Origin of the sequence: Dysosmobacter sp., assembly GCF_034093755.1 — a bacterium.
In the GTDB taxonomy this organism is placed as follows: domain Bacteria; phylum Bacillota; class Clostridia; order Oscillospirales; family Oscillospiraceae; genus Oscillibacter.
Genome location: NZ_JAXEBZ010000015.1, coordinates 17649 through 35370 on the forward strand (window position 1 = coordinate 17649; position 17722 = coordinate 35370).

General features: G+C 62.3%; 17 protein-coding genes. 12 read left to right on the top strand and 5 right to left on the bottom strand.

The window, feature by feature from the left end; translation table 11 throughout:
- Positions 1-2 precede the first annotated feature (2 nt).
- From ygeW to SOX55_RS01925, 11 genes are all read left to right on the top strand, one after another.
- A complete protein-coding gene (gene ygeW, locus SOX55_RS01875) occupies positions 3-1193 on the top strand; it encodes a knotted carbamoyltransferase YgeW (protein ID WP_325285736.1) in 1191 nt (396 codons plus the stop codon).
- Between the two features lie 115 nt (positions 1194-1308).
- A complete protein-coding gene (arcC, locus tag SOX55_RS01880) occupies positions 1309-2247 on the top strand; it encodes a carbamate kinase (RefSeq protein WP_325285737.1) in 939 nt (312 codons plus the stop codon).
- Positions 2248-2480: 233 nt separating this feature from the next.
- Positions 2481-3752, top strand: a complete 1272-nt coding sequence (locus tag SOX55_RS01885; protein ID WP_325285738.1) for a BMP family ABC transporter substrate-binding protein — start codon at positions 2481-2483, stop codon at positions 3750-3752.
- 138 nt (positions 3753-3890) lie between these two features.
- A complete protein-coding gene (locus SOX55_RS01890; RefSeq protein ID WP_442873599.1) occupies positions 3891-5408 on the top strand; it encodes an ABC transporter ATP-binding protein in 1518 nt (505 codons plus the stop codon).
- A complete protein-coding gene (locus SOX55_RS01895) occupies positions 5405-6508 on the top strand; it encodes an ABC transporter permease (protein WP_325285740.1) in 1104 nt (367 codons plus the stop codon). The genes SOX55_RS01890 and SOX55_RS01895 overlap by 4 nt, the downstream gene beginning before the upstream one ends.
- On the top strand, positions 6505-7494 hold the full coding sequence (locus tag SOX55_RS01900) for an ABC transporter permease (RefSeq protein ID WP_325285741.1): 990 nt from the start codon (positions 6505-6507) through the stop codon (positions 7492-7494). Before SOX55_RS01895 ends, SOX55_RS01900 begins: the two co-directional genes overlap by 4 nt.
- Before the next feature lie 233 nt (positions 7495-7727).
- Entirely contained in the window at positions 7728-8066 is a 339-nt protein-coding gene (locus SOX55_RS01905) for a hypothetical protein (protein ID WP_325285742.1), read from the top strand.
- A gap of 237 nt (positions 8067-8303) precedes the next feature.
- On the top strand, positions 8304-9494 hold the full coding sequence (gene nifS, locus SOX55_RS01910; protein WP_325285743.1) for a cysteine desulfurase NifS: 1191 nt from the start codon (positions 8304-8306) through the stop codon (positions 9492-9494).
- A gap of 12 nt (positions 9495-9506) precedes the next feature.
- The gene (gene nifU, locus SOX55_RS01915) at positions 9507-9941 is read left to right on the top strand and encodes a Fe-S cluster assembly scaffold protein NifU (protein WP_325285744.1); all 435 of its coding nucleotides are present in this window, start codon (positions 9507-9509) and stop codon (positions 9939-9941) included.
- A complete protein-coding gene (gene mnmA, locus SOX55_RS01920; RefSeq protein WP_325285745.1) occupies positions 9938-11017 on the top strand; it encodes a tRNA 2-thiouridine(34) synthase MnmA in 1080 nt (359 codons plus the stop codon). The genes nifU and mnmA overlap by 4 nt, the downstream gene beginning before the upstream one ends.
- A complete protein-coding gene (locus tag SOX55_RS01925; RefSeq protein ID WP_325285746.1) occupies positions 11014-11433 on the top strand; it encodes an RrF2 family transcriptional regulator in 420 nt (139 codons plus the stop codon). Before mnmA ends, SOX55_RS01925 begins: the two co-directional genes overlap by 4 nt.
- Before the next feature lie 54 nt (positions 11434-11487).
- Here SOX55_RS01925 and ychF read toward each other — a convergent pair whose 3' ends face one another.
- From ychF to cysK, 3 genes are all read right to left on the bottom strand, one after another.
- Positions 11488-12597 (bottom strand): redox-regulated ATPase YchF, encoded by a 1110-nt coding sequence (ychF, locus tag SOX55_RS01930; RefSeq protein ID WP_325285747.1) that lies wholly within the window; start codon positions 12595-12597, stop codon positions 11488-11490.
- Positions 12598-12932: 335 nt separating this feature from the next.
- A complete protein-coding gene (locus SOX55_RS01935; protein WP_325285748.1) occupies positions 12933-14108 on the bottom strand; it encodes a M20 metallopeptidase family protein in 1176 nt (391 codons plus the stop codon).
- Between the two features lie 87 nt (positions 14109-14195).
- Positions 14196-15128 (bottom strand): cysteine synthase A, encoded by a 933-nt coding sequence (gene cysK, locus SOX55_RS01940; RefSeq protein WP_325285749.1) that lies wholly within the window; start codon positions 15126-15128, stop codon positions 14196-14198.
- 262 nt (positions 15129-15390) lie between these two features.
- Here cysK and SOX55_RS01945 point away from each other — a divergent pair, with 262 nt between their 5' ends.
- Positions 15391-15822, top strand: a complete 432-nt coding sequence (locus SOX55_RS01945; RefSeq protein ID WP_325285750.1) for an RrF2 family transcriptional regulator — start codon at positions 15391-15393, stop codon at positions 15820-15822.
- A 184-nt stretch (positions 15823-16006) separates the two neighbouring features.
- Here the strand turns inward: SOX55_RS01945 and SOX55_RS01950 are convergent, their stop codons facing one another.
- Together SOX55_RS01950 and SOX55_RS01955 are read right to left on the bottom strand one after the other, a co-directional pair.
- Positions 16007-16627 carry a peptidase C39 gene (locus tag SOX55_RS01950; protein WP_325285751.1) on the bottom strand — a complete coding sequence of 207 codons (621 nt, stop codon included), beginning with the start codon at positions 16625-16627 and terminating at the stop codon, positions 16007-16009.
- A gap of 171 nt (positions 16628-16798) precedes the next feature.
- Positions 16799-17722, bottom strand: a 924-nt coding sequence (locus tag SOX55_RS01955) for a DUF4368 domain-containing protein (RefSeq protein ID WP_325285752.1), incomplete at its 5' end; no start/stop codon positions are given.

Here is a 17722-nt window from a genome sequence, read left to right on the forward strand (position 1 = left end):
ATATGTCCAAAACCATTGAACTAGCCCAGCATCTGGAAAAGCTGCACATCAACAACATGTACAAGTCCGACTTCTACTGGACCTGGGACAAAACCGACGAGGAGCTGGAGGCCATCTTCACCGTGGCCGACGCCCTGCGGGACCTGCGGGAGCGGAACAAGTCCACCCGGGTGTTTGACTCCGGCCTGGGCATCTCCATCTTCCGGGACAACTCCACCCGCACCCGTTTCTCCTTCGCCTCCGCCTGCAACCTGCTGGGCCTGGCCTGCCAGGACCTGGACGAGAAGAAGTCCCAGATCGCCCACGGCGAGACCGTCCGGGAGACGGCCAACATGGTGTCCTTCATGGCCGACGTCATCGGCATCCGGGACGATATGTTCATCGGCGAGGGCCACAAGTATCAGAAGACCTTCATGGACGCCGTGAAGGAGGGCTACCGGGACGGCATTCTGGAGCAGCAGCCCACCCTGGTGAACCTCCAGTGCGACGTGGACCACCCCACCCAGTGCATGGCGGATATGCTCCACATCATCCACCACTTCGGCGGCGTGGAGAACCTGAAGGGCAAGAAGATCGCCATGACCTGGGCCTACTCTCCCTCCTACGGCAAGCCCCTGTCAGTGCCCCAGGGCGTCATCGGCCTGATGACCCGCTTCGGCATGGACGTGGTGCTGGCCCATCCCGAGGGCTATGACGTGATGCCGGAGGTGGAGGCCATCGCCCGCAAGAACGCGGAGGCCACCGGCGGCTCCTACAAGAAGGTGGCCACCATGGAGGAGGCCTTCCAGGACGCCGACATTGTGTATCCCAAGTCCTGGGCGCCCTTCGCCGCCATGGAGCAGCGCACGAAGCTGTATCAGGCCGGGGACCAGGCGGGCATTGACGCCCTGGAGCGGCAGCTGCTGGCCCAGAACGCCCTCCACAAGGACTGGACCTGCTCCGAGGAGATGATGAAGCGCACCCGCGGCGGCAATGCCCTGTACCTCCACTGCCTGCCCGCCGACATCACCGGCGTCAGCTGCCAGGAGGGTGAGGTGGACGCCTCCGTGTTTGACCGCTACCTGGTGCCCCTGTACAAGCAGGCCAGCTACAAGCCCTACATCATCGCCGCCATGATTCTCATGGCCCGGGTGAAGGACCCCGTGTCCGCCCTGATGGCCATGGACGCCGGCGACAAGCGCAAGCGGTTCTGAGCAGTTCTCCCGCTGCGGCCCATTGTGAAATTTTGTTTTGGCGGGAGTATTTTTCGGATATTCCCGCCAAAACTATTGGGGCAACTTCAGCTTCACAAAAGGAGGAATCCCCATCATGGGTAAACGCATCGTCATCGCCCTGGGCGGCAACGCTCTGGGCAGCACCCTGCCGGAGCAGATGACCGCCGTCCGCACCACCGCCCGGGCCATCACCGACCTTATTGAGGACGGCCACCAGGTGACGGTAGTCCACGGCAACGGCCCCCAGGTGGGCATGATCAACACCGCCATGACCACCCTCTCCCGGGAGGACCGCAGCTGCCCCATGGCTCCCATGTCCGTCTGCACCGCCATGAGCCAGGGCTATATCGGCTACGACCTCCAGAACGCCCTGCGGGAGGAACTGCGGAACCGGGGGCTGAACCGCCCCGTGGCCACCGTCCTCACCCAGGTGGAGGTGGACCCGAAGGACCCGGGCTTCCAGCGGCCCAGCAAGCCCATCGGCACCTTCATGAGCGAGGAGGAGGCGGAGGAGATGCGCCGCCGGGGCAACGCCGTCATGGAGGACGCCGGCCGGGGCTGGCGCCGGTGCGTGGCCTCCCCCCTGCCCAAAGCCATTGTGGAAATTGACGTGATCCGCACCCTGGTGGACGCCGGACAGGTGGCCATCGCCTGCGGTGGCGGAGGCATCCCCGTGTACCCCACGGAGGGCAACCACCTGAAGGGCGCCGGCGCCGTCATCGACAAGGACTTCGCCGCGGAGCTGCTGGCGGAGGAGCTGAACGTCGACAGCCTCATCATTCTCACCGCCGTGGAGAAGGTGGCCATCCACTTCGGCAAGCCCCAGCAGCAGTGGCTGACGGAGCTGACGCCGGAGGAGGCCCGGAAATACGCGGCGGAGGGCCACTTCGCCCCCGGCTCCATGCTGCCCAAGGTGCAGGCCGCCGTGAAATTCGCCGAATCCGCGCCGGGCCGCACCGCCCTCATCACCCTGCTGGAAAAGGCCCGGGAGGGCATCGCCGGGAAAACCGGCACCTCCGTCCGGCAAGCATAACCAACCGTGAAAAAAACCGGGAATCGGCGGTCTTGTCCGTCTTTTCCCGGTTTTTCACCGGTTTTGTGAAAGTTCCCAAAGGAGAACTTGCTTTTTCCAAAAAATTTATAATGCTGTGTCCGGCGAAATTCCAATTTGCAGTTGAATTTTTCCCCGGAAACCTGTATCATTGAGAGGTACGAAGTCCTACCTTATCCCCGCAGATTCTACAATTATATGAGGAGGAAAACAGAATGAAGAAATTTCTTGCACTGCTGCTGGCCGGCGTCATGACCCTGGGTCTGGCTGCCTGCGGCAGCTCCGGCTCCAGCTCCGCCCCCGCTGCGTCTGCTCCCGCCGCATCCGCCCCTGCCGCGTCCGCTCCCGCCGAGGAACCCATCAAGATCGGCCTGATCTGCGTTCACGACATCAACTCCGGTTACGACGCCGCCCACATTGAGGGCCTGACCAAGGCCTGCGAGGACCTGGGCATCGACGTCAGTTCCCAGGTGGTGTTCAAGTACAACATCCCCGAGGACGAGACCTGCAAGGAGACCGCCGTGGACCTGGCTGACTCCGGCTGCGACATCGTCTTCTCCGACTCCTACGGCCACCAGAGCTTCATGATGCAGGCCGCCGAGGAGTTCCCCGAGGTCACCTTCGTGGCCTGCACCGGCGACCAGGCCGGTGTTGCCGGTATGGACAATGTGAAGAACATCTTCCCCTATACTTATGAGTCCCGCTACGTCTCCGGCGTGGTGGCCGGCATGAAGCTCAAGGAGCTGATGGACGCCGGTACCATCACCGATCCCTACATCGGCTACGTGGGCGCCTATCCCTACGCCGAGGTGGTCTCCGGCTACACCGCCTTCTTCCTGGGCATCCAGTCCATCGTTCCCGAGGCCCACATGGACGTCCAGTACACCAACTCCTGGTATGATCCCACCGCTGAGAGCGAGGCTGCCAACGCCCTGATGAGCCGCGGCTGCGTCATCATCGGCCAGCACGCCGACTCCACCGGTGCTCCCTCCGCCGTGGAGGCCGCCCAGAAGACCGGCACCGTGGCCTACTCCGTTGGCTACAACATCGACATGCTGGAGGTTGCCCCCAACGCCGCTCTGACCTCCGCCCAGAACAACTGGTCCGTGCTGTACAAGGCCGCTCTGGAGGCCTTCCAGGCCGGCGGCGTGCCCGCCGACTACTCCGCCGGCATTGCCGACGGCGCCGTGATGATCTCCGCGCTGGGCGGCAGCTGCGCCGCCGGCACCCAGGAGGCCGTGGACGCTGCCTGGGCCGGCATCAAGGACGGCAGCCTGAAGGTGTTCGACACCTCCAAGTTCACCGTGGGCGGCAAGGCCGTGGACACCTACGATGTGAACTTCTCCATCATCGACTTCGGCACCGGCAATGTGATCTTCGAGGGTCCCACCGAGAACGTCATCTCTGACGGCGCTTTCCAGGAGTCCGTTTACCGTTCCGCTCCTTACTTCGATCTGCGGATCGACGGCATTACCGAGCTGAACTGATCTCGGTCATCAAAAGGGGCTGCCCTCCGGCAGCCCCTTTTTCCCCTTTTTCTCTTCTGTCTCCCCTCCCTGATTTTTTCGTCCCCCCATCCTGAAACAGAAAGGAAGATCAGTTTGGAACAGACTTATGCCGTTCAGATGAGCAACATCACCAAGCGGTTCGGCAAAGTGGTGGCCAATGACGCCGTGGACCTGTATATCCGCCGGGGCGAGATTCTGTCCCTGCTGGGTGAGAACGGCAGCGGCAAGACCACACTGATGAACATGCTCTCCGGCATCTATTTCCCCGACGAGGGCCAGATCTACGTCAACGGCCAACCCGTCACCATTGCCTCCCCCAAGGACGCCTTCGCCTGCGGCATCGGCATGATTCACCAGCATTTCAAGCTGGTGGACGTGTTCACCGCCGTGGAGAACATCGTGCTGGGGCTGGAGGACGAGGGAAAGCTGGACCTGAAATCCGCCGCCGCCAGAATCACCGAGATCTGCCGGAAATACGGCTTCGTCATCGATCCTTTCAAAAAGGTGTATGACATGTCCGTGTCGGAGAAGCAGACGGTGGAAATCGTCAAGGTCCTGTACCGGGGCGCTGACATTCTGATTCTGGACGAGCCTACCGCCGTGCTGACCCCCCAGGAGACGGACCGGCTGTTCGACGTCATGCGCAACATGAAGGCCGACGGCAAGGCCATGGTCATCATCACCCACAAGCTCCACGAGGTGATGGATGTATCCGACCGGGTGGCGGTGCTGCGCAAGGGCCGCTACATTGCCGACGTGGCCACCAAGGACACCTCTCCCCAGGCCCTGACGGACATGATGGTGGGCCACGCCGTGACGCTGAACATCGACCGCCCCGAACCCAAGGACCCCACTCCCCGGCTCACCGTCCAGGATCTGACGGTGTATGACGCCATGGGCGTCAAGCGGCTGGACAAGGTGTCCTTCACCGCCATGGGCGGCGAGATTCTGGGCATCGCCGGCATCGCCGGCTCCGGCCAGAAGGAGCTGCTGGAGGCCGTGGCCGGCCTGCAGCCCATGGAAGAGGGCGCCTCCATTCTGTTCCGCCCCGTGAGCGGGGCGCCGGAGCAGCAGCTGGTGGGCAAGACCCCCCTGCAGATCAAGCAGGCGGGCGTGGCCATGTCCTTCGTGCCGGAGGACCGGCTGGGCATGGGCCTGGTTGGCTCCATGGGCATGACCGGCAACATGCTGCTGCGCAGCTACCGCAAGGGCCACGGCGCCTTTACCGACCGCAAGGCCCCCCGGGCCCTGGCGGAGGAGGTGAAGGAGCAGCTGGAGGTTATGACCCCCAGCGTCAACTTCCCGGTGCGGCGGCTGTCCGGCGGCAACGTGCAGAAGGTGCTGGTGGGCCGTGAGATCGCCCAGAACCCCTCGGTGCTGATGACCGCCTATGCAGTCCGCGGCCTGGACATCAATACCTCCTACACCATCTACAACCTGCTGACGGAGCAGAAGATGAAGGGTGTGGCCGTCATTTACGTGGGCGAGGATCTGGACGTGCTGCTGGAGCTGTGCGACCGGATTCTGGTGCTGTGCGGCGGCCAGGTCAGCGGCATTGTGGACGCCCGCACCACCACCAAGGAAGAAGTGGGTCTGCTGATGACCCGGTTTGCAAAGGAGGGGACCAACGGATGAGCAGTCAGCGTAAGGAACCTTTGCTGCGGATCGCCAAGCGGGACGGCATCGCCCGCCCCAAGGCCTACGCCATCCGCATTGCGGCAGTGCTGCTGTCTCTGGTGGTCAGCGGCCTGTTCATCTTCTCCGTTACCAAGCTGAACCCGGTAGAAGTCTACAAGGCCATGTACAACGGCGCCTTCGGCACCACCCGCCGCAGCTGGGCCACCATCAAGGACGCCATGATGCTGCTGTGCATCGGCGTGGGACTGGCCCCCGCCTTCAAGATGAAATTCTGGAACATCGGCGCCGAGGGCCAGGTGCTGGTGGGCGGCATCGTCACCGCTGGCATGATGCGGATTCTGGGGCCCTCCATCCCCACCCCCATGCTGCTGGTGCTGATGGCCGCGGCCAGCCTGCTGGCCGGCGCCGTCTGGGGCGTGGTGCCCGCCGCCTTCAAGGCCCGCTGGAACACCAACGAGACGTTGTTCACCCTGATGATGAACTACGTGGCCATCCAGCTCACCAGCTACTGCGTGGCTCTGTGGGAGAACCCCTACGGCTCCAACACCGTGGGCATCATCCACCAGCAGACCAAGTACGGCTGGTTCCCCAAGGTCTTCGGCCAGGAGTACGGCCTCAACGTCATTCTGGTGATGACCCTGACCATCGGCATGTATATCTACCTGAAATACTCCAAGCAGGGCTATGAGATCTCCGTGGTGGGCGACTCCGAGAACACCGCCCGCTACGCCGGCATCAACGTGAAGAAGGTCACCATCCGCACCATGGCCATCTCCGGCGCCATCTGCGGCATGGCGGGCTACATCGCCGTGGCCGGCGCCAGCCACACCATCTCCACCTCCACCGCCGGCGGCCGGGGCTTCACCGCCATCATCGTGGCCTGGCTGGCCCAGTTCAACTCCTTCGTGATGATCCTCATCTCCTTCCTGCTGGTATTCCTGCAGAAGGGCGCCATTGAGATCGCCTCCCAGTTCAACCTGAACGACTATGCCTCCAACGTCATCACCGGCATCATTCTGTTCTTCATTCTGGGCAGCGAGTTCTTCATCAACTACCGGCTGATCTTCCGGAGCAAAAAGGAGGCGGATGCAAAATGACAAGCGCGCAGCTGATTCAGTTGTTCCAGTCCGCCGTGGTGTTCGGCACCGTCATCATGTTCGGCGCTCTGGGTGAGATTCTGACGGAGAAATCCGGCAACCTGAACCTGGGCGTCCCCGGCATCATGTATCTGGGCGGCATCGCCGGCCTGGCGGCCTCTTTCTTCTATGAGTTCAACAACCCCAATCCCTCCCCGGCGGTATGCCTGATTCTCAGCTTCCTGGCGGCCTTCGCCGCCTCCGCCCTGGGCGGATTGCTCTACAGCTTCCTGACCATCACCCTCCGGGCCAACCAGAACGTCACCGGCCTGACCCTCACCATTTTCGGCGGCGGCGTGGCCAACTTCTTCGGCGGCAGCCTGAACACCATGGCCGGCGGCGTGGGCCAGATCTCCGTGGCCGTCACCAGCAGCGTCTACCGGGCCAACCTGGCCCACCGCGTGAACCTGGGCTGGTTCGGCTCCCTGTTCCTCAGCTACGGCTTTATGGTGTATCTGGCCATCATCGTGGCGGTGGCCGTCACCATTTTCTTCACCCGCACCCGCAAGGGCCTGAACCTGCGGGCCGTGGGCGAGAACCCCGCCACCGCCGACGCGGCGGGCATCAACGTCACCCGCTGCAAGTACGTGGCCACCTGCATCGGCGCCGGCATCTCCGGCATGGGCGGCCTGTACTACACCATGGACTATATCAAGGGCACCTGGGCCAATGACGGCACCATCGAGGCCCTGGGCTGGCTGGCGGTGGCGCTGGTGATCTTCGCCACCTGGAAGCCCCTCAACGCCGTTTGGGGCTCCTACCTGTTCGGCCTGCTGTCCTGGATGTACTTCTACGTCCCCGGCCTGACCCGCAGCTCCCAGGAGCTGTTCAAGATGCTCCCCTATCTGGTGACCATCGCCGTGCTGATTGCCATTTCCCTGCGGAAAAAGCGGGAAAATCAGCCGCCCGCCAGTCTGGGACTGCCGTACTTCCGGGAAGAACGATGAGACCTTCAACCATGCAGAGGGACCGCCAAAGGCGGTCCCTTTCTTGTTGCGGCTGGTTTTTCCGCTCCGCGGCAAGTGCCGCGTCCGAGCGTTTCGCGCCCTGCGAAACCTCTGGGAATCAATCTGGTGGTGACACCTCAGGCAATCAGCAATATACAAAAGCCAAAGGCTTGCAACGCAGGATTACAAATGGTAGAATGATTAACAAAACTTCTGGTTTTCGGAGGTCTTAGATGAAAAAGCCTTGGTTTGTTTGGTTGTCATTGATGGGGTTTATGGGACTTTATATCTTTTTAGTATTCAAACAATTTATTGGCTTTTTCCAAAAGCGGCCATTTGATATGTCTCTTTGGGTGGAATTTTGTGGTCGTTCTATCGGTTTGCTCTTTTTGCTCATCATGGTGCCGTCTCTTGTGATAGTCACATTGATTTCGGCCATTTTTTCTGAGCGGACACTGGGCTGGAATATCAGTCTTTGCGCATTATGGCTCTACATATATCTAATAGGGGTGTTTCTTACTTTACAGCTTTATCGCTGGGCAAGGAAGAATGAACTGATTCGAGTGCCTTGAGTTATGGAATCCTGTGAAGACCGTTCGCATCAACAGTCTTTCTACTGAAATTGCTGACACTCCAGCCTCGCTGAGGGACCGCCAAAGGCGGTCCCTGCTTTTTTCCGCAAATTTTCTCTTTTACCGATTGACACAGTAGGTAAATAAGGATATAATACTACCGACCCAAAGGGTAGGTAAAATACGTAATATTCGCCGTCCCGCCCCGGCGGGAGACGCTGATACAAGGAGGAACCCATGCAAATTTACGCCGACAACGCCGCCACCACCAAAATGAGTCCGGCGGCCATCAACGCCATGCTGCCCTATCTTCGCGAGGTCTACGGCAACCCCTCCAGCCTCCACTCCATCGGCCAGCAGGCCAACGAAGCCCTCACCGACGCCCGCCGCCGGGCCGCCGCGCTGCTGGGCTGCCAGCCCCGGGAGGTCACCTTCACCTCCGGCGGCAGCGAGGCCGACAACCAGGCCATCCGCTCCGCCGCGCTGCTGGGCGCCCGGAAGGGGAAGAAGCACATCATCTCCACCGCCTTTGAGCACCACGCCGTGCTCCACACCCTGAAGCGGCTGGAGCAGGAGGGCTTCGAGGTGACGCTGCTGGACGTTCACGAGAACGGTCTGGTCACCCCGGAGCAGGTGGAGGCCGCCATCCGGCCGGACACCTGCCTGGTAACCATCATGTACGCCAACAACGAAATCGGCACCATCCAGCCCATTCCGGAGATCGGCAGGATCTGCCGTGAAAAGGGCGTCCTGTTCCACACCGACGCCGTGCAGGCGGCGGGCCACCTGCACATTCAGGTGGAGGAGCAGAACATCGACATGCTGTCCCTGTCCGCCCACAAGTTCCACGGCCCCAAGGGCGTGGGCATTCTGTACGCCCGCCGGAGCATCGCCCTGACCAACCTCATCGACGGCGGCGCCCAGGAGCGGGGCAAGCGAGCCGGCACGGAGAACATCCCCGGCATCATCGGCATGGTGGCGGCCCTGGAGGAGAGCTGCGCCGCCATGGACGCCGACGCGGAGAAGATGACCTTCCTTCGAGACCGGCTCATGGAGGGTCTGGCGAAGATTCCCCACAGCGCCCTCAACGGCGACGCCCATCAGCGTCTGCCGGGCAACGTGAACTTCTGCTTCGAGGGCATTGAGGGCGAGTCCCTTCTGCTGCTGCTGGACGACAAGGGCATCTGCGCCTCCTCCGGCTCCGCCTGCACCTCCGGCTCCCTGGACCCCAGCCACGTGCTGCTGGCCATCGGCCGGCCCCACGAGGTGGCCCACGGCTCCCTGCGGCTGACGCTGTCCCCGGAAAACACTCAGGAGGAAGTGGACTATATCATTCAGGCCGTCACCGACGTGGTGGCGTATCTCCGCGGCATCTCCCCGGTCTGGCATGAGCTGGAGCAGGGCAAGCGGGACTATATTTTGAAGTGAGGTATTACCGATATGGCACTGTATAGCGAAAAAGTCATGGACCACTTCCGCAATCCCCGGAACGTGGGCAGCATTGAAAACGCCGACGGCGTAGGCGAAGTGGGCAACGCCAAGTGCGGTGACATCATGAAAATCTACCTGAAAATCGACGGTGACGTCATCTCCGACGCCAAGTTTGAGACCTTCGGCTGCGGCAGCGCCATCGCCTCCAGCTCCATGGCCACGGAGCTGATCAAGGGCCGCCCCGTCTCCGAGGCCCTCAGCCTCACCAACAAGGCGGTGGTGGAGGCTCTGGACGGCCTGCCCGCCCACAAAATCCACTGCTCCGTGCTGGCGGAGGAGGCCATCAAGGCGGCGCTGAAGGACTACTACGACAAAAACGGCATTGAGTACGACCACAGCCTGTTCCCGGACTGTGAGAGCTGCGGTCACTGCAGCGCGGAATGAAAGCCCTCATCGCCATGAGCGGCGGCGTGGACTCCAGTCTGGCCGCCAAGCTGACGGCGGACGCGGGCTACGCGTGCATCGGCTGCACCATGAAGCTCTATGAAAACGCCGACACCGGGAAGCCCTCCTCCCGCACCTGCTGCTCCCTGGAGGACGTGGAGGACGCCCGGGGTGTGGCCTGCCAGCTGGGGATGCCCTATTACGTGTTCAACTTCACGGAGGACTTCCGCCGCTGCGTCATGGACCGCTTTGCCGACAGCTACCGCCGCGGCGTCACCCCCAACCCCTGCATCGACTGCAACCGGTATCTGAAATTTGACCGGCTGCTGCAGCGGGCGGAGACTCTGGGCTGTGACTGTCTCGTCACCGGCCACTACGCCCGCATCCAGCGGGAAAAGGGCCGGTACGTGCTGAAAAAGGCGCTGGATGCATCCAAGGACCAGAGCTACGTGCTCTATATGCTGACCCAGGCGCAGCTCTCCCGCCTCCGCTTCCCCCTGGGGGACCTGCGCAAGACGGAGGTCCGGGCCATGGCGGCGGAAAACGGCTTTCTCAACGCGGACAAGCCCGACAGTCAGGACATCTGCTTCGTCCCCGACGGCAATTACAGCCGGGTGGTGGAGCTTCGGAGCGGGCCTGCCCTCCCCGGCGACTTCGTGGACCGGGAGGGCCGGGTGTTGGGCCGTCACAGGGGCATCATCCACTACACCGTAGGCCAGCGGAAGGGACTGGGTCTGTCCCTGCTGGAGCCCATGTACGTGTGCCGCATCTGCCCCGACACCAATCAGGTGGTGCTGGGCCGGGACGAGGAGCTGTGGAGCCGGACGTTCACCGTCCGGGAGATGAACTGGATCAGCGGCGAGGCGCCCGGGGCACCCTTCCGGTGCAGAGTCCGGGTCCGCTACCGGCAGGCCGAGCAGTGGGCGGAGGTGACCCCCACCGCCGGCGGCGCGGAGATCAGCTTTGACCAGCCCCAGCGGGCCATCACCCCGGGGCAGGCGGCAGTGCTGTACGACGGCGACACGGTGCTGGGCGGCGGCACCATCCAGACGGTCACAAGGAGGGAACTGGAATGATGGTATCCTCGAGAGGGCGGTACGCCCTGCGGGTCATGGTGGACCTGGCGGAGCACCAGGGGGAGGACGGCTACATCCCCATGAAGGATGTGGCGGCCCGGCTGGGCATCTCCCTGAAGTATCTGGAGAAAATTCTGCCGGCACTGGCGAAGAATCAGTACATCAAGGGCGTCCACGGAAAGGGCGGCGGCTACCGCCTCACCCGGGAGCCGGAGGAGTACCGGGTAGGCGACATCCTCCGGCTGACGGAGGGGGACCTGGCGCCGGTGGCCTGTGTGGAGTGCGGCGCGGAACCCTGCCGGCAGGCGGGGGAATGCCGGACCTTCTCCATGTGGGGCCGGTTCAACACCGTCATCAACGACTTTTTTGACGGCATCACCATCGCCGACCTGATGCGCAGCGGCGAACCCATCTGAAAAACAGCGGCCCGGCAGTTTCCTGCCGGGCCGCTGTTCTCTGTTCTGAATCGCTTATACGTTGAAGCGGAAGTAAATCATGTCGCCGTCCTGCACCACGTAGTCCTTGCCCTCACTGCGCAGCAGGCCCTTCTCCCGGGCGGCGCTGACGCTGCCGCACTGGATCATGTCGGTGTAGGCGATGACCTCGGCGCGGATGAAGCCCCGCTCGATGTCGGAGTGAATCTTGCCGGCGGCCTGGGGGGCCTTGGTGCCCTTTCTGATGGTCCAGGCGCGGCACTCGTCCTTGCCGTAGGTCAGGAAGGAGATGAGGCCCAGCAGGGCGTAGGAGCACTTGATGAGCCGGTCCAGGCCGGACTCCTGCACCCCCAGCTCCTCCAGGAACATCTGCTTCTCCTCGCCCTCCAGCTCGGCGATGTCCTGCTCCAGCTTGGCGCAGATGGGCAGCACCTGGGCGCCCTCCCTGTCCGCCAGCTCCTTCACCTGCTGGTAGTACTGGTTGCCCTCCAGGTTGGTGAAGCCGTCCTCGTCGGTGTTGGCGGCGTAGATGATGGGCTTCAGGCTCAGCAGATCGGAGGTGGCGATGAGGGCCATGTCCTCCGGGTCGCACTCGTAGGTCCGGGCGGACTTGCCGTTGTTCAGGTGCTCCGCCAGGCCCTTGAACACCTCCACCTCGTGGAGGAACTTCTTGTCGCCCTTGGCGGCCTTGGCGGCCTTCTCGATGCGGCGGTTCACCATCTCCAGGTCCGCCATGATCAGCTCCAGGTCGATGGTCTCAATGTCCCCCAGGGGGTCCACCGGCACGTTGGTGCCGGCGTCGGCCACCACGTGCATGATGTTCTCGTCGTCGAAGCAGCGGACCACGTGGACGATGGCGTCAGTCTCCCGGATGTTGGCCAGAAACTTGTTGCCCAGGCCGGCGCCCTGGCTGGCGCCCTTCACCAGGCCGGCGATGTCCACGAACTCGATGACCGCCGGAGTCTTTTTGTCCGGCTCATACATCTCCGCCAGCTTGTCCAGCCGCTCGTCCGGCACGGCCACCATGCCCACGTTGGGGTCGATGGTGCAGAAGGGATAGTTGGCACTCTCCGCGCCGGCGTTGGTGATGGCGTTGAACAGGGTGCTCTTACCCACGTTGGGCAGACCCACAATACCTAATTTCATATATTTTCACATCTCCTTAATTTTCAAGGGTTTCCGGGTTTTCGTCCTGCCCTTCCGCACCAATTCCGCACCAATTTGCCCGATCCGGGCAACCCGGCGCGGGAGGATTCCGGCTGCCGGACTGTATTTGGCCCGGAATCAGCGGCAGCACGGAAACGACGCCCCCGGTCCCGCGCATGGACTCTCTGAGTGAAAATTGTACCATTCTTTTGCCGAAAGCGCAAGTATTCCTCCGGATTTCCCACCGCTTCTCCCCCTTTTCCCCGGGCAGCAGGCAGCCGGCGGTATGGCCTTGTCTGGTCATGCCGCCGGCTGCTGTCGGCTTTTCGCCGCCCCTACACTGCCCCGCGCGAGAGAACCGCGCGGGCATAGGCGGCGGAAAGGGCCGCCCCCAGGGCCAGGGCCTCCTCATCCAGGTCGAAGTCGGCGCTGTGGATGGAGTGCTCCGTATTGGGCAGGGCGGGGTTGCCGCTGCCCAGGTAGGCGTAGGCGCCGGGGACGCGGAGCAGGTACTCCGCGAAGTTGTCGCCGCACAGGGACAGACTCCGGTCCGTGATCACCTGCAGCCCCGCTTCCCGCGCCGCGGCGGCGGCCTCCCGGCAGGCCCCGGGATCGTTGATGAGGGGCGGTGTGACGCCGGTCCACAGCACCTCCGCGGTGCCGCCGTAGACCTCCGCGATGCTCCGGGCGGTTCTGTCGATCTGCCGGCGCACCCGCTGCCGGCTCTCCTGGGAGACGGTGCGGGTGGTTCCCTGCAGCACGGCGGAGGCGGCTACGGCGTTGTAGGCCGTTCCGGCGTTCAGAGTGCCCACGCCGATGATCACCGGCTCCACCGGAGAGGTAAGCCGGGTCACCAGGGCCTGGAGAGCCACCACCGTGTGGCTGGCGATGTAGAGGGCGTCGGCCCCCAGCTGGGGCGTAGCTACGTGGGCGGACGCCCCCCGCACCGCGATGCGGAAGTGGTCCACGGCGGCGTTGTTCAGCCCCGGCTTCAGCCCCACGGTGCCTACGGGCAGCTCCGGCGCCACATGGAGGCCGAACACCCGGTCCACCCCCTCCAGCACGCCGGCCTCCACAAAGTCCCGCGCCCCCTTTCCGATTTCCTCGGCAGGCTGGAACACAAACCGCACCTCACCGCCGAAGTCCCCGCGGCACCCGGCCAGCAGCCGGGCGGCCCCCAGCAGACAGGCGGTGTGGGCGTCATGGCCGCAGGCGTGCATCACCCCCGGCGTCCGGGAGCGGTACTCCGCCTCCGAAGTCTCCTGAATGGGCAGGGCGTCCATGTCCGCCCGCAGCACCACCACACCGGCGCCGGTGCCGGTGCCCCGCAGGGTGCCCAGCACGCCGGTTTCCCCCACCCGGGTATGGGGGATGCCTGCGCGGTCCAGTTCCTCTTCAATGCGCCCGGCGGTGCGGAACTCCTGCAGACCCAGCTCCGGGTGTTGGTGGAAGTCCTGCCGCAGGGCGGTGAGATATGCTTTTTCCCGGGAGTCCGGGAGGATGTTTTTCATTCAGCCCATCTCCTTTCCGGCCGCAAACCGGAAAACCGCAAGGCCGCCGTCAGTGGGCAGCCCTGCGGCTTTGCAGCTGCAGCGTGATCAGTCCGCGAACAGCGGGGTGGAGAGATAGCGGTCGCCGGTGTCCGGCAGCAGGGCCACAATGGTCTTGCCCTTGTTCTCCGGCCGCTTGGCCAGCTGGATGGCGGCCCAGACGGCGGCGCCGGAGGAGATGCCCACCAGCACGCCCTCCTTCTTACCGATGAGCTTGCCGGCGGCGAAGGCGTCGTCGTTCTCCACGGCGATGACCTCATCGTAAATTTTGGTGTCCAGCACATCGGGGACGAAGCCGGCGCCGATGCCCTGAATCTTGTGGGCGCCGGGGGTGCCCTTGCTCAGCACGGGGGAGCCGGCAGGCTCCACCGCCACCACCTTCACGTTGGGGTTCCGGCTCTTCAGATATTCACCGGTGCCGGTGACCGTGCCGCCGGTGCCCACACCGGCCACGAAGATGTCCACCTTGCCGTCGGTGTCCTCCCAGATCTCCGGGCCGGTGGTGGCCTTGTGGATGGCGGGGTTGGCCGGGTTTACAAACTGGCCGGGGATGAAGCTGTTGGGGATCTCCTTGGCCAGCTCGTCGGCCTTGGCGATGGCGCCCTTCATGCCCTTGGCGCCCTCGCTGAGCACCAGCTCCGCGCCGTAGGCCTTCATCAGCTGGCGGCGCTCCACACTCATGGTCTCCGGCATCACAATGATGATGCGGTAGCCCCGGGCGGCGGCCACGCTGGCCAGGCCGATGCCGGTATTGCCGGAGGTGGGCTCGATGATGACGGAGCCGGGCTTCAGAAGGCCCCTGGCCTCGGCATCGTCGATCATGGCCTTGGCGATGCGGTCCTTCACGCTGCCGGCGGGGTTGAAATACTCCAGCTTGCCCAGAATGGTGGCCTCCAGGCCCTCTTCCTTTTCAATATGCACCAGTTCCAGCAGTGGGGTCTTGCCGATCAGCTGGTCGGCGGATGTATAGATCTTAGCCATTGAGAATTCCTCCTGTTTGATAAATATATTGTTTATTATTGTTATTATTTTGTTCTTTTCCGTTCAGCAGACACGATCTTCCGTGTCAACATCGGACACTGGGAAACAGATTTCCCATTCACTAAACCAACCTTTCTTGTAGGTTTAATAGGATTATAGCTTTGTGTGCCCGGAATGTCAAGGACTTTTTCAAAAAATTATCATTGCTTCCCCATTTACCATGCTGTATAATAGGTTTAATAAAACAAAGGAGGGGCTTTGTGTGCTGATCTCAACCAAAGGCCGCTACGCCCTGCGGGTCATGATCGATCTGGCGGAGCATCAGTCGGATGGTTTCATTCCGCTGAAGGTCATTGCGGAGCGGCAGGAAATTTCGGAAAAGTATCTGGAGAGCATCATCAAGCTGCTGGTGAAGGCAAAGCTGCTGAACGGCGTCCGGGGCAAGGGCGGCGGCTATAAGCTGACCAGGGCGCCTGAGCAATATACGGTGGGGAGCATTCTGCGGCTGACGGAGGATTCCATGGCGCCGGTGTCCTGCCTGGAAGCCGGCACCGACGCCTGTCCCCGGGCAGCGGAGTGCCGCACCCTCTCGCTGTGGCAGGGGCTGGACAAGGTGATCAATGACTATCTGGACAACATCACCGTGGCCGACCTGATGCGCAGCGACGCCGACGGGTATGACTATGTGATCTGAGCCTGTCTCACAACGGAAAACCGTCCGCCCATGGGGCGGACGGTTTTTTCATCCCTTCAGCTGCTCCCGCAGGAAGGGCACCGCGGCTTCCCCGCTGGGGCCCGGGCCGCTGCCTCCAGCCGGTCATGAGGCCCGTCTCCGTAATGGGTCTCCTGACACACCGCCGTGACACCTCCTTTTTCCCTCAGATCATGTACTCCACAGTGCTCTCCTGCGTCAGCACCGTGCGGTCATTGAACAGCAGCACCGCCTCCCGGCCCTCCGCGGGCCCCAGGGCGTAGGGCATCCGTTCTGTCCGCTCCAGATAGGCCGCCGGCACCACCCGGTTGTACTCCCACGGGTGGCCGCCGTCCATCTGAATGGCCGGGTCATCGAAGGGCGCCGCCCGGTAATAGGGGTCAAACAGGTACACCCGGTCCTCCCGCACCGCCGTCAGCAGCACATAGTGCCAGTCCTCGAAATCCACCCGGGCCACCGCCGCCCCGCCCCGGCGGAGGGAATCCCGCAGCCGCCCGTTCTGGGAGAAGTTCACCTCCCGGCCGGACAGGTACTGGCTGGAGATGGGCAGGTGCCCCGTCTGGCCGAAGCTGTTGATCCAGTTGCTGAGGAACATCATGGCCATGCAGGAGGTGCCCCGCTTGCCGCTAGCGCCGTCGGCGCCGAAGCAGTCCAGGCAGTAGAGCATGATGCTGCGGACAATCTCCGGGGGAATCTCCTCCCGCCGGAACAGGTAGCTGACCCCGTTGAGCATGGAGGTGGGGCCGCAGTCATATTCCGTCATCTGATAACGCAGGGGATTGTCCATGACTCCCGCTCCCTTTCCTTAATTCATATATTCATGGTAGTATTATAGGGAATAATACCATGGAAGTCCCCGCCTGTCAATCACCCATTTCCGAAAACGCAAAAAAGGCTCCCCAGGGTAGCAGCGCATAAGACAGGTTTATAAGGTTTAGAGAGAACAGCGTGGCGGAAGTCACGCTGTTCTGCTTTTTGATGCGTGAGTGAGCATTTCGGCAATGATGCTCTCCGGCAGGAAACCAATGCAGGCAAGGCTGATATGCACATCCTGCACTCGCTGCCCGCTGATCTTATCCGGCGCGGAAACATAGACCCTGTTCACAAGATCATGTAGCACAGCGGGCGTCAGTTCCTGCAAGTTGGGGTATTTCTTCGCCCGGAGGATGAACTGCTCAATGCTGTCGGCTTCTTCCTCCTGCTGGGCAATCTCCTGTTCCAAAAGCTGCATTTTCTCCGTCAGCTCTGTTTGCTCATTTTCATAGTCGGCGGACAGCTTTTCAAATCGGCTATCATTGATTTTGCCGGAGATATTGTCCTCATAGAGCCGTTTGAACAGACGGTCAAGCTCTTCCATCCTGCGCTGTGCCTGCGTGAGCTGTCTGCGCTTTGCGGCGAGTTCTTTCTTGAAGTCCTCCTTGTGCTTTGCACCCAACTTATTCCGGAACAGATCCTCGCAATCGGAGATATACCAAAGCAGGATTTGCAGAAATTTCAGCACGCCCTTTTCCAGAACAACCGCACGGATGAAGTGCGTTCCGCACACGTCTTTTCCCTTCTTACGAGAGGTAGAGCAGACGAAATGATCCTGTCGTTCTTCAAAGTTCCGCGAGGTGCAGTAGTACATTTTTTCTCCGCAATCGGCACAGTAGGCAACGCCGGAAAAGAGGTTGCTCTTGCCCGTTCTTGCCGGTCTGCGTTTGTTGCGGCGCAGCTCCTGTACCCGCTGAAAGGTATCCTCATCCACAATGGCTTCGTGGGTGTTGCGGAATATCTTCCATTGCTCCGGTGGATTCTCGATGGTCTTCTTGATTTTGTAGGACTGCCGGTGCGTTTTGAAGTTCACGGTATGCCCGCAATACTCCATCCGTTCCAGAATTGC

What these genes read in the sequence shown, in the direction of transcription:
- nifS (WP_325285743.1), top strand. Translation starts at nt 8,304, where the DNA reads ATGCAAATTTACGCCGACAACGCCGCCACCACCAAAATGAGTCCGGCG.
- cysK (WP_325285749.1), bottom strand. Translation starts at nt 15,128, where the DNA reads ATGGCTAAGATCTATACATCCGCCGACCAGCTGATCGGCAAGACCCCA.
- ygeW (WP_325285736.1), top strand. Translation starts at nt 3, where the DNA reads ATGTCCAAAACCATTGAACTAGCCCAGCATCTGGAAAAGCTGCACATC.
- arcC (WP_325285737.1), top strand. Translation starts at nt 1,309, where the DNA reads ATGGGTAAACGCATCGTCATCGCCCTGGGCGGCAACGCTCTGGGCAGC.
- nifU (WP_325285744.1), top strand. Translation starts at nt 9,507, where the DNA reads ATGGCACTGTATAGCGAAAAAGTCATGGACCACTTCCGCAATCCCCGG.
- SOX55_RS01890 (WP_442873599.1), top strand. Translation starts at nt 3,891, where the DNA reads ATGAGCAACATCACCAAGCGGTTCGGCAAAGTGGTGGCCAATGACGCC.
- SOX55_RS01925 (WP_325285746.1), top strand. Translation starts at nt 11,014, where the DNA reads ATGATGGTATCCTCGAGAGGGCGGTACGCCCTGCGGGTCATGGTGGAC.
- SOX55_RS01950 (WP_325285751.1), bottom strand. Translation starts at nt 16,627, where the DNA reads ATGGACAATCCCCTGCGTTATCAGATGACGGAATATGACTGCGGCCCC.
- SOX55_RS01900 (WP_325285741.1), top strand. Translation starts at nt 6,505, where the DNA reads ATGACAAGCGCGCAGCTGATTCAGTTGTTCCAGTCCGCCGTGGTGTTC.
- ychF (WP_325285747.1), bottom strand. Translation starts at nt 12,597, where the DNA reads ATGAAATTAGGTATTGTGGGTCTGCCCAACGTGGGTAAGAGCACCCTG.
- mnmA (WP_325285745.1), top strand. Translation starts at nt 9,938, where the DNA reads ATGAAAGCCCTCATCGCCATGAGCGGCGGCGTGGACTCCAGTCTGGCC.
- SOX55_RS01885 (WP_325285738.1), top strand. Translation starts at nt 2,481, where the DNA reads ATGAAGAAATTTCTTGCACTGCTGCTGGCCGGCGTCATGACCCTGGGT.
- SOX55_RS01935 (WP_325285748.1), bottom strand. Translation starts at nt 14,108, where the DNA reads ATGAAAAACATCCTCCCGGACTCCCGGGAAAAAGCATATCTCACCGCC.
- SOX55_RS01895 (WP_325285740.1), top strand. Translation starts at nt 5,405, where the DNA reads ATGAGCAGTCAGCGTAAGGAACCTTTGCTGCGGATCGCCAAGCGGGAC.
- SOX55_RS01905 (WP_325285742.1), top strand. Translation starts at nt 7,728, where the DNA reads ATGAAAAAGCCTTGGTTTGTTTGGTTGTCATTGATGGGGTTTATGGGA.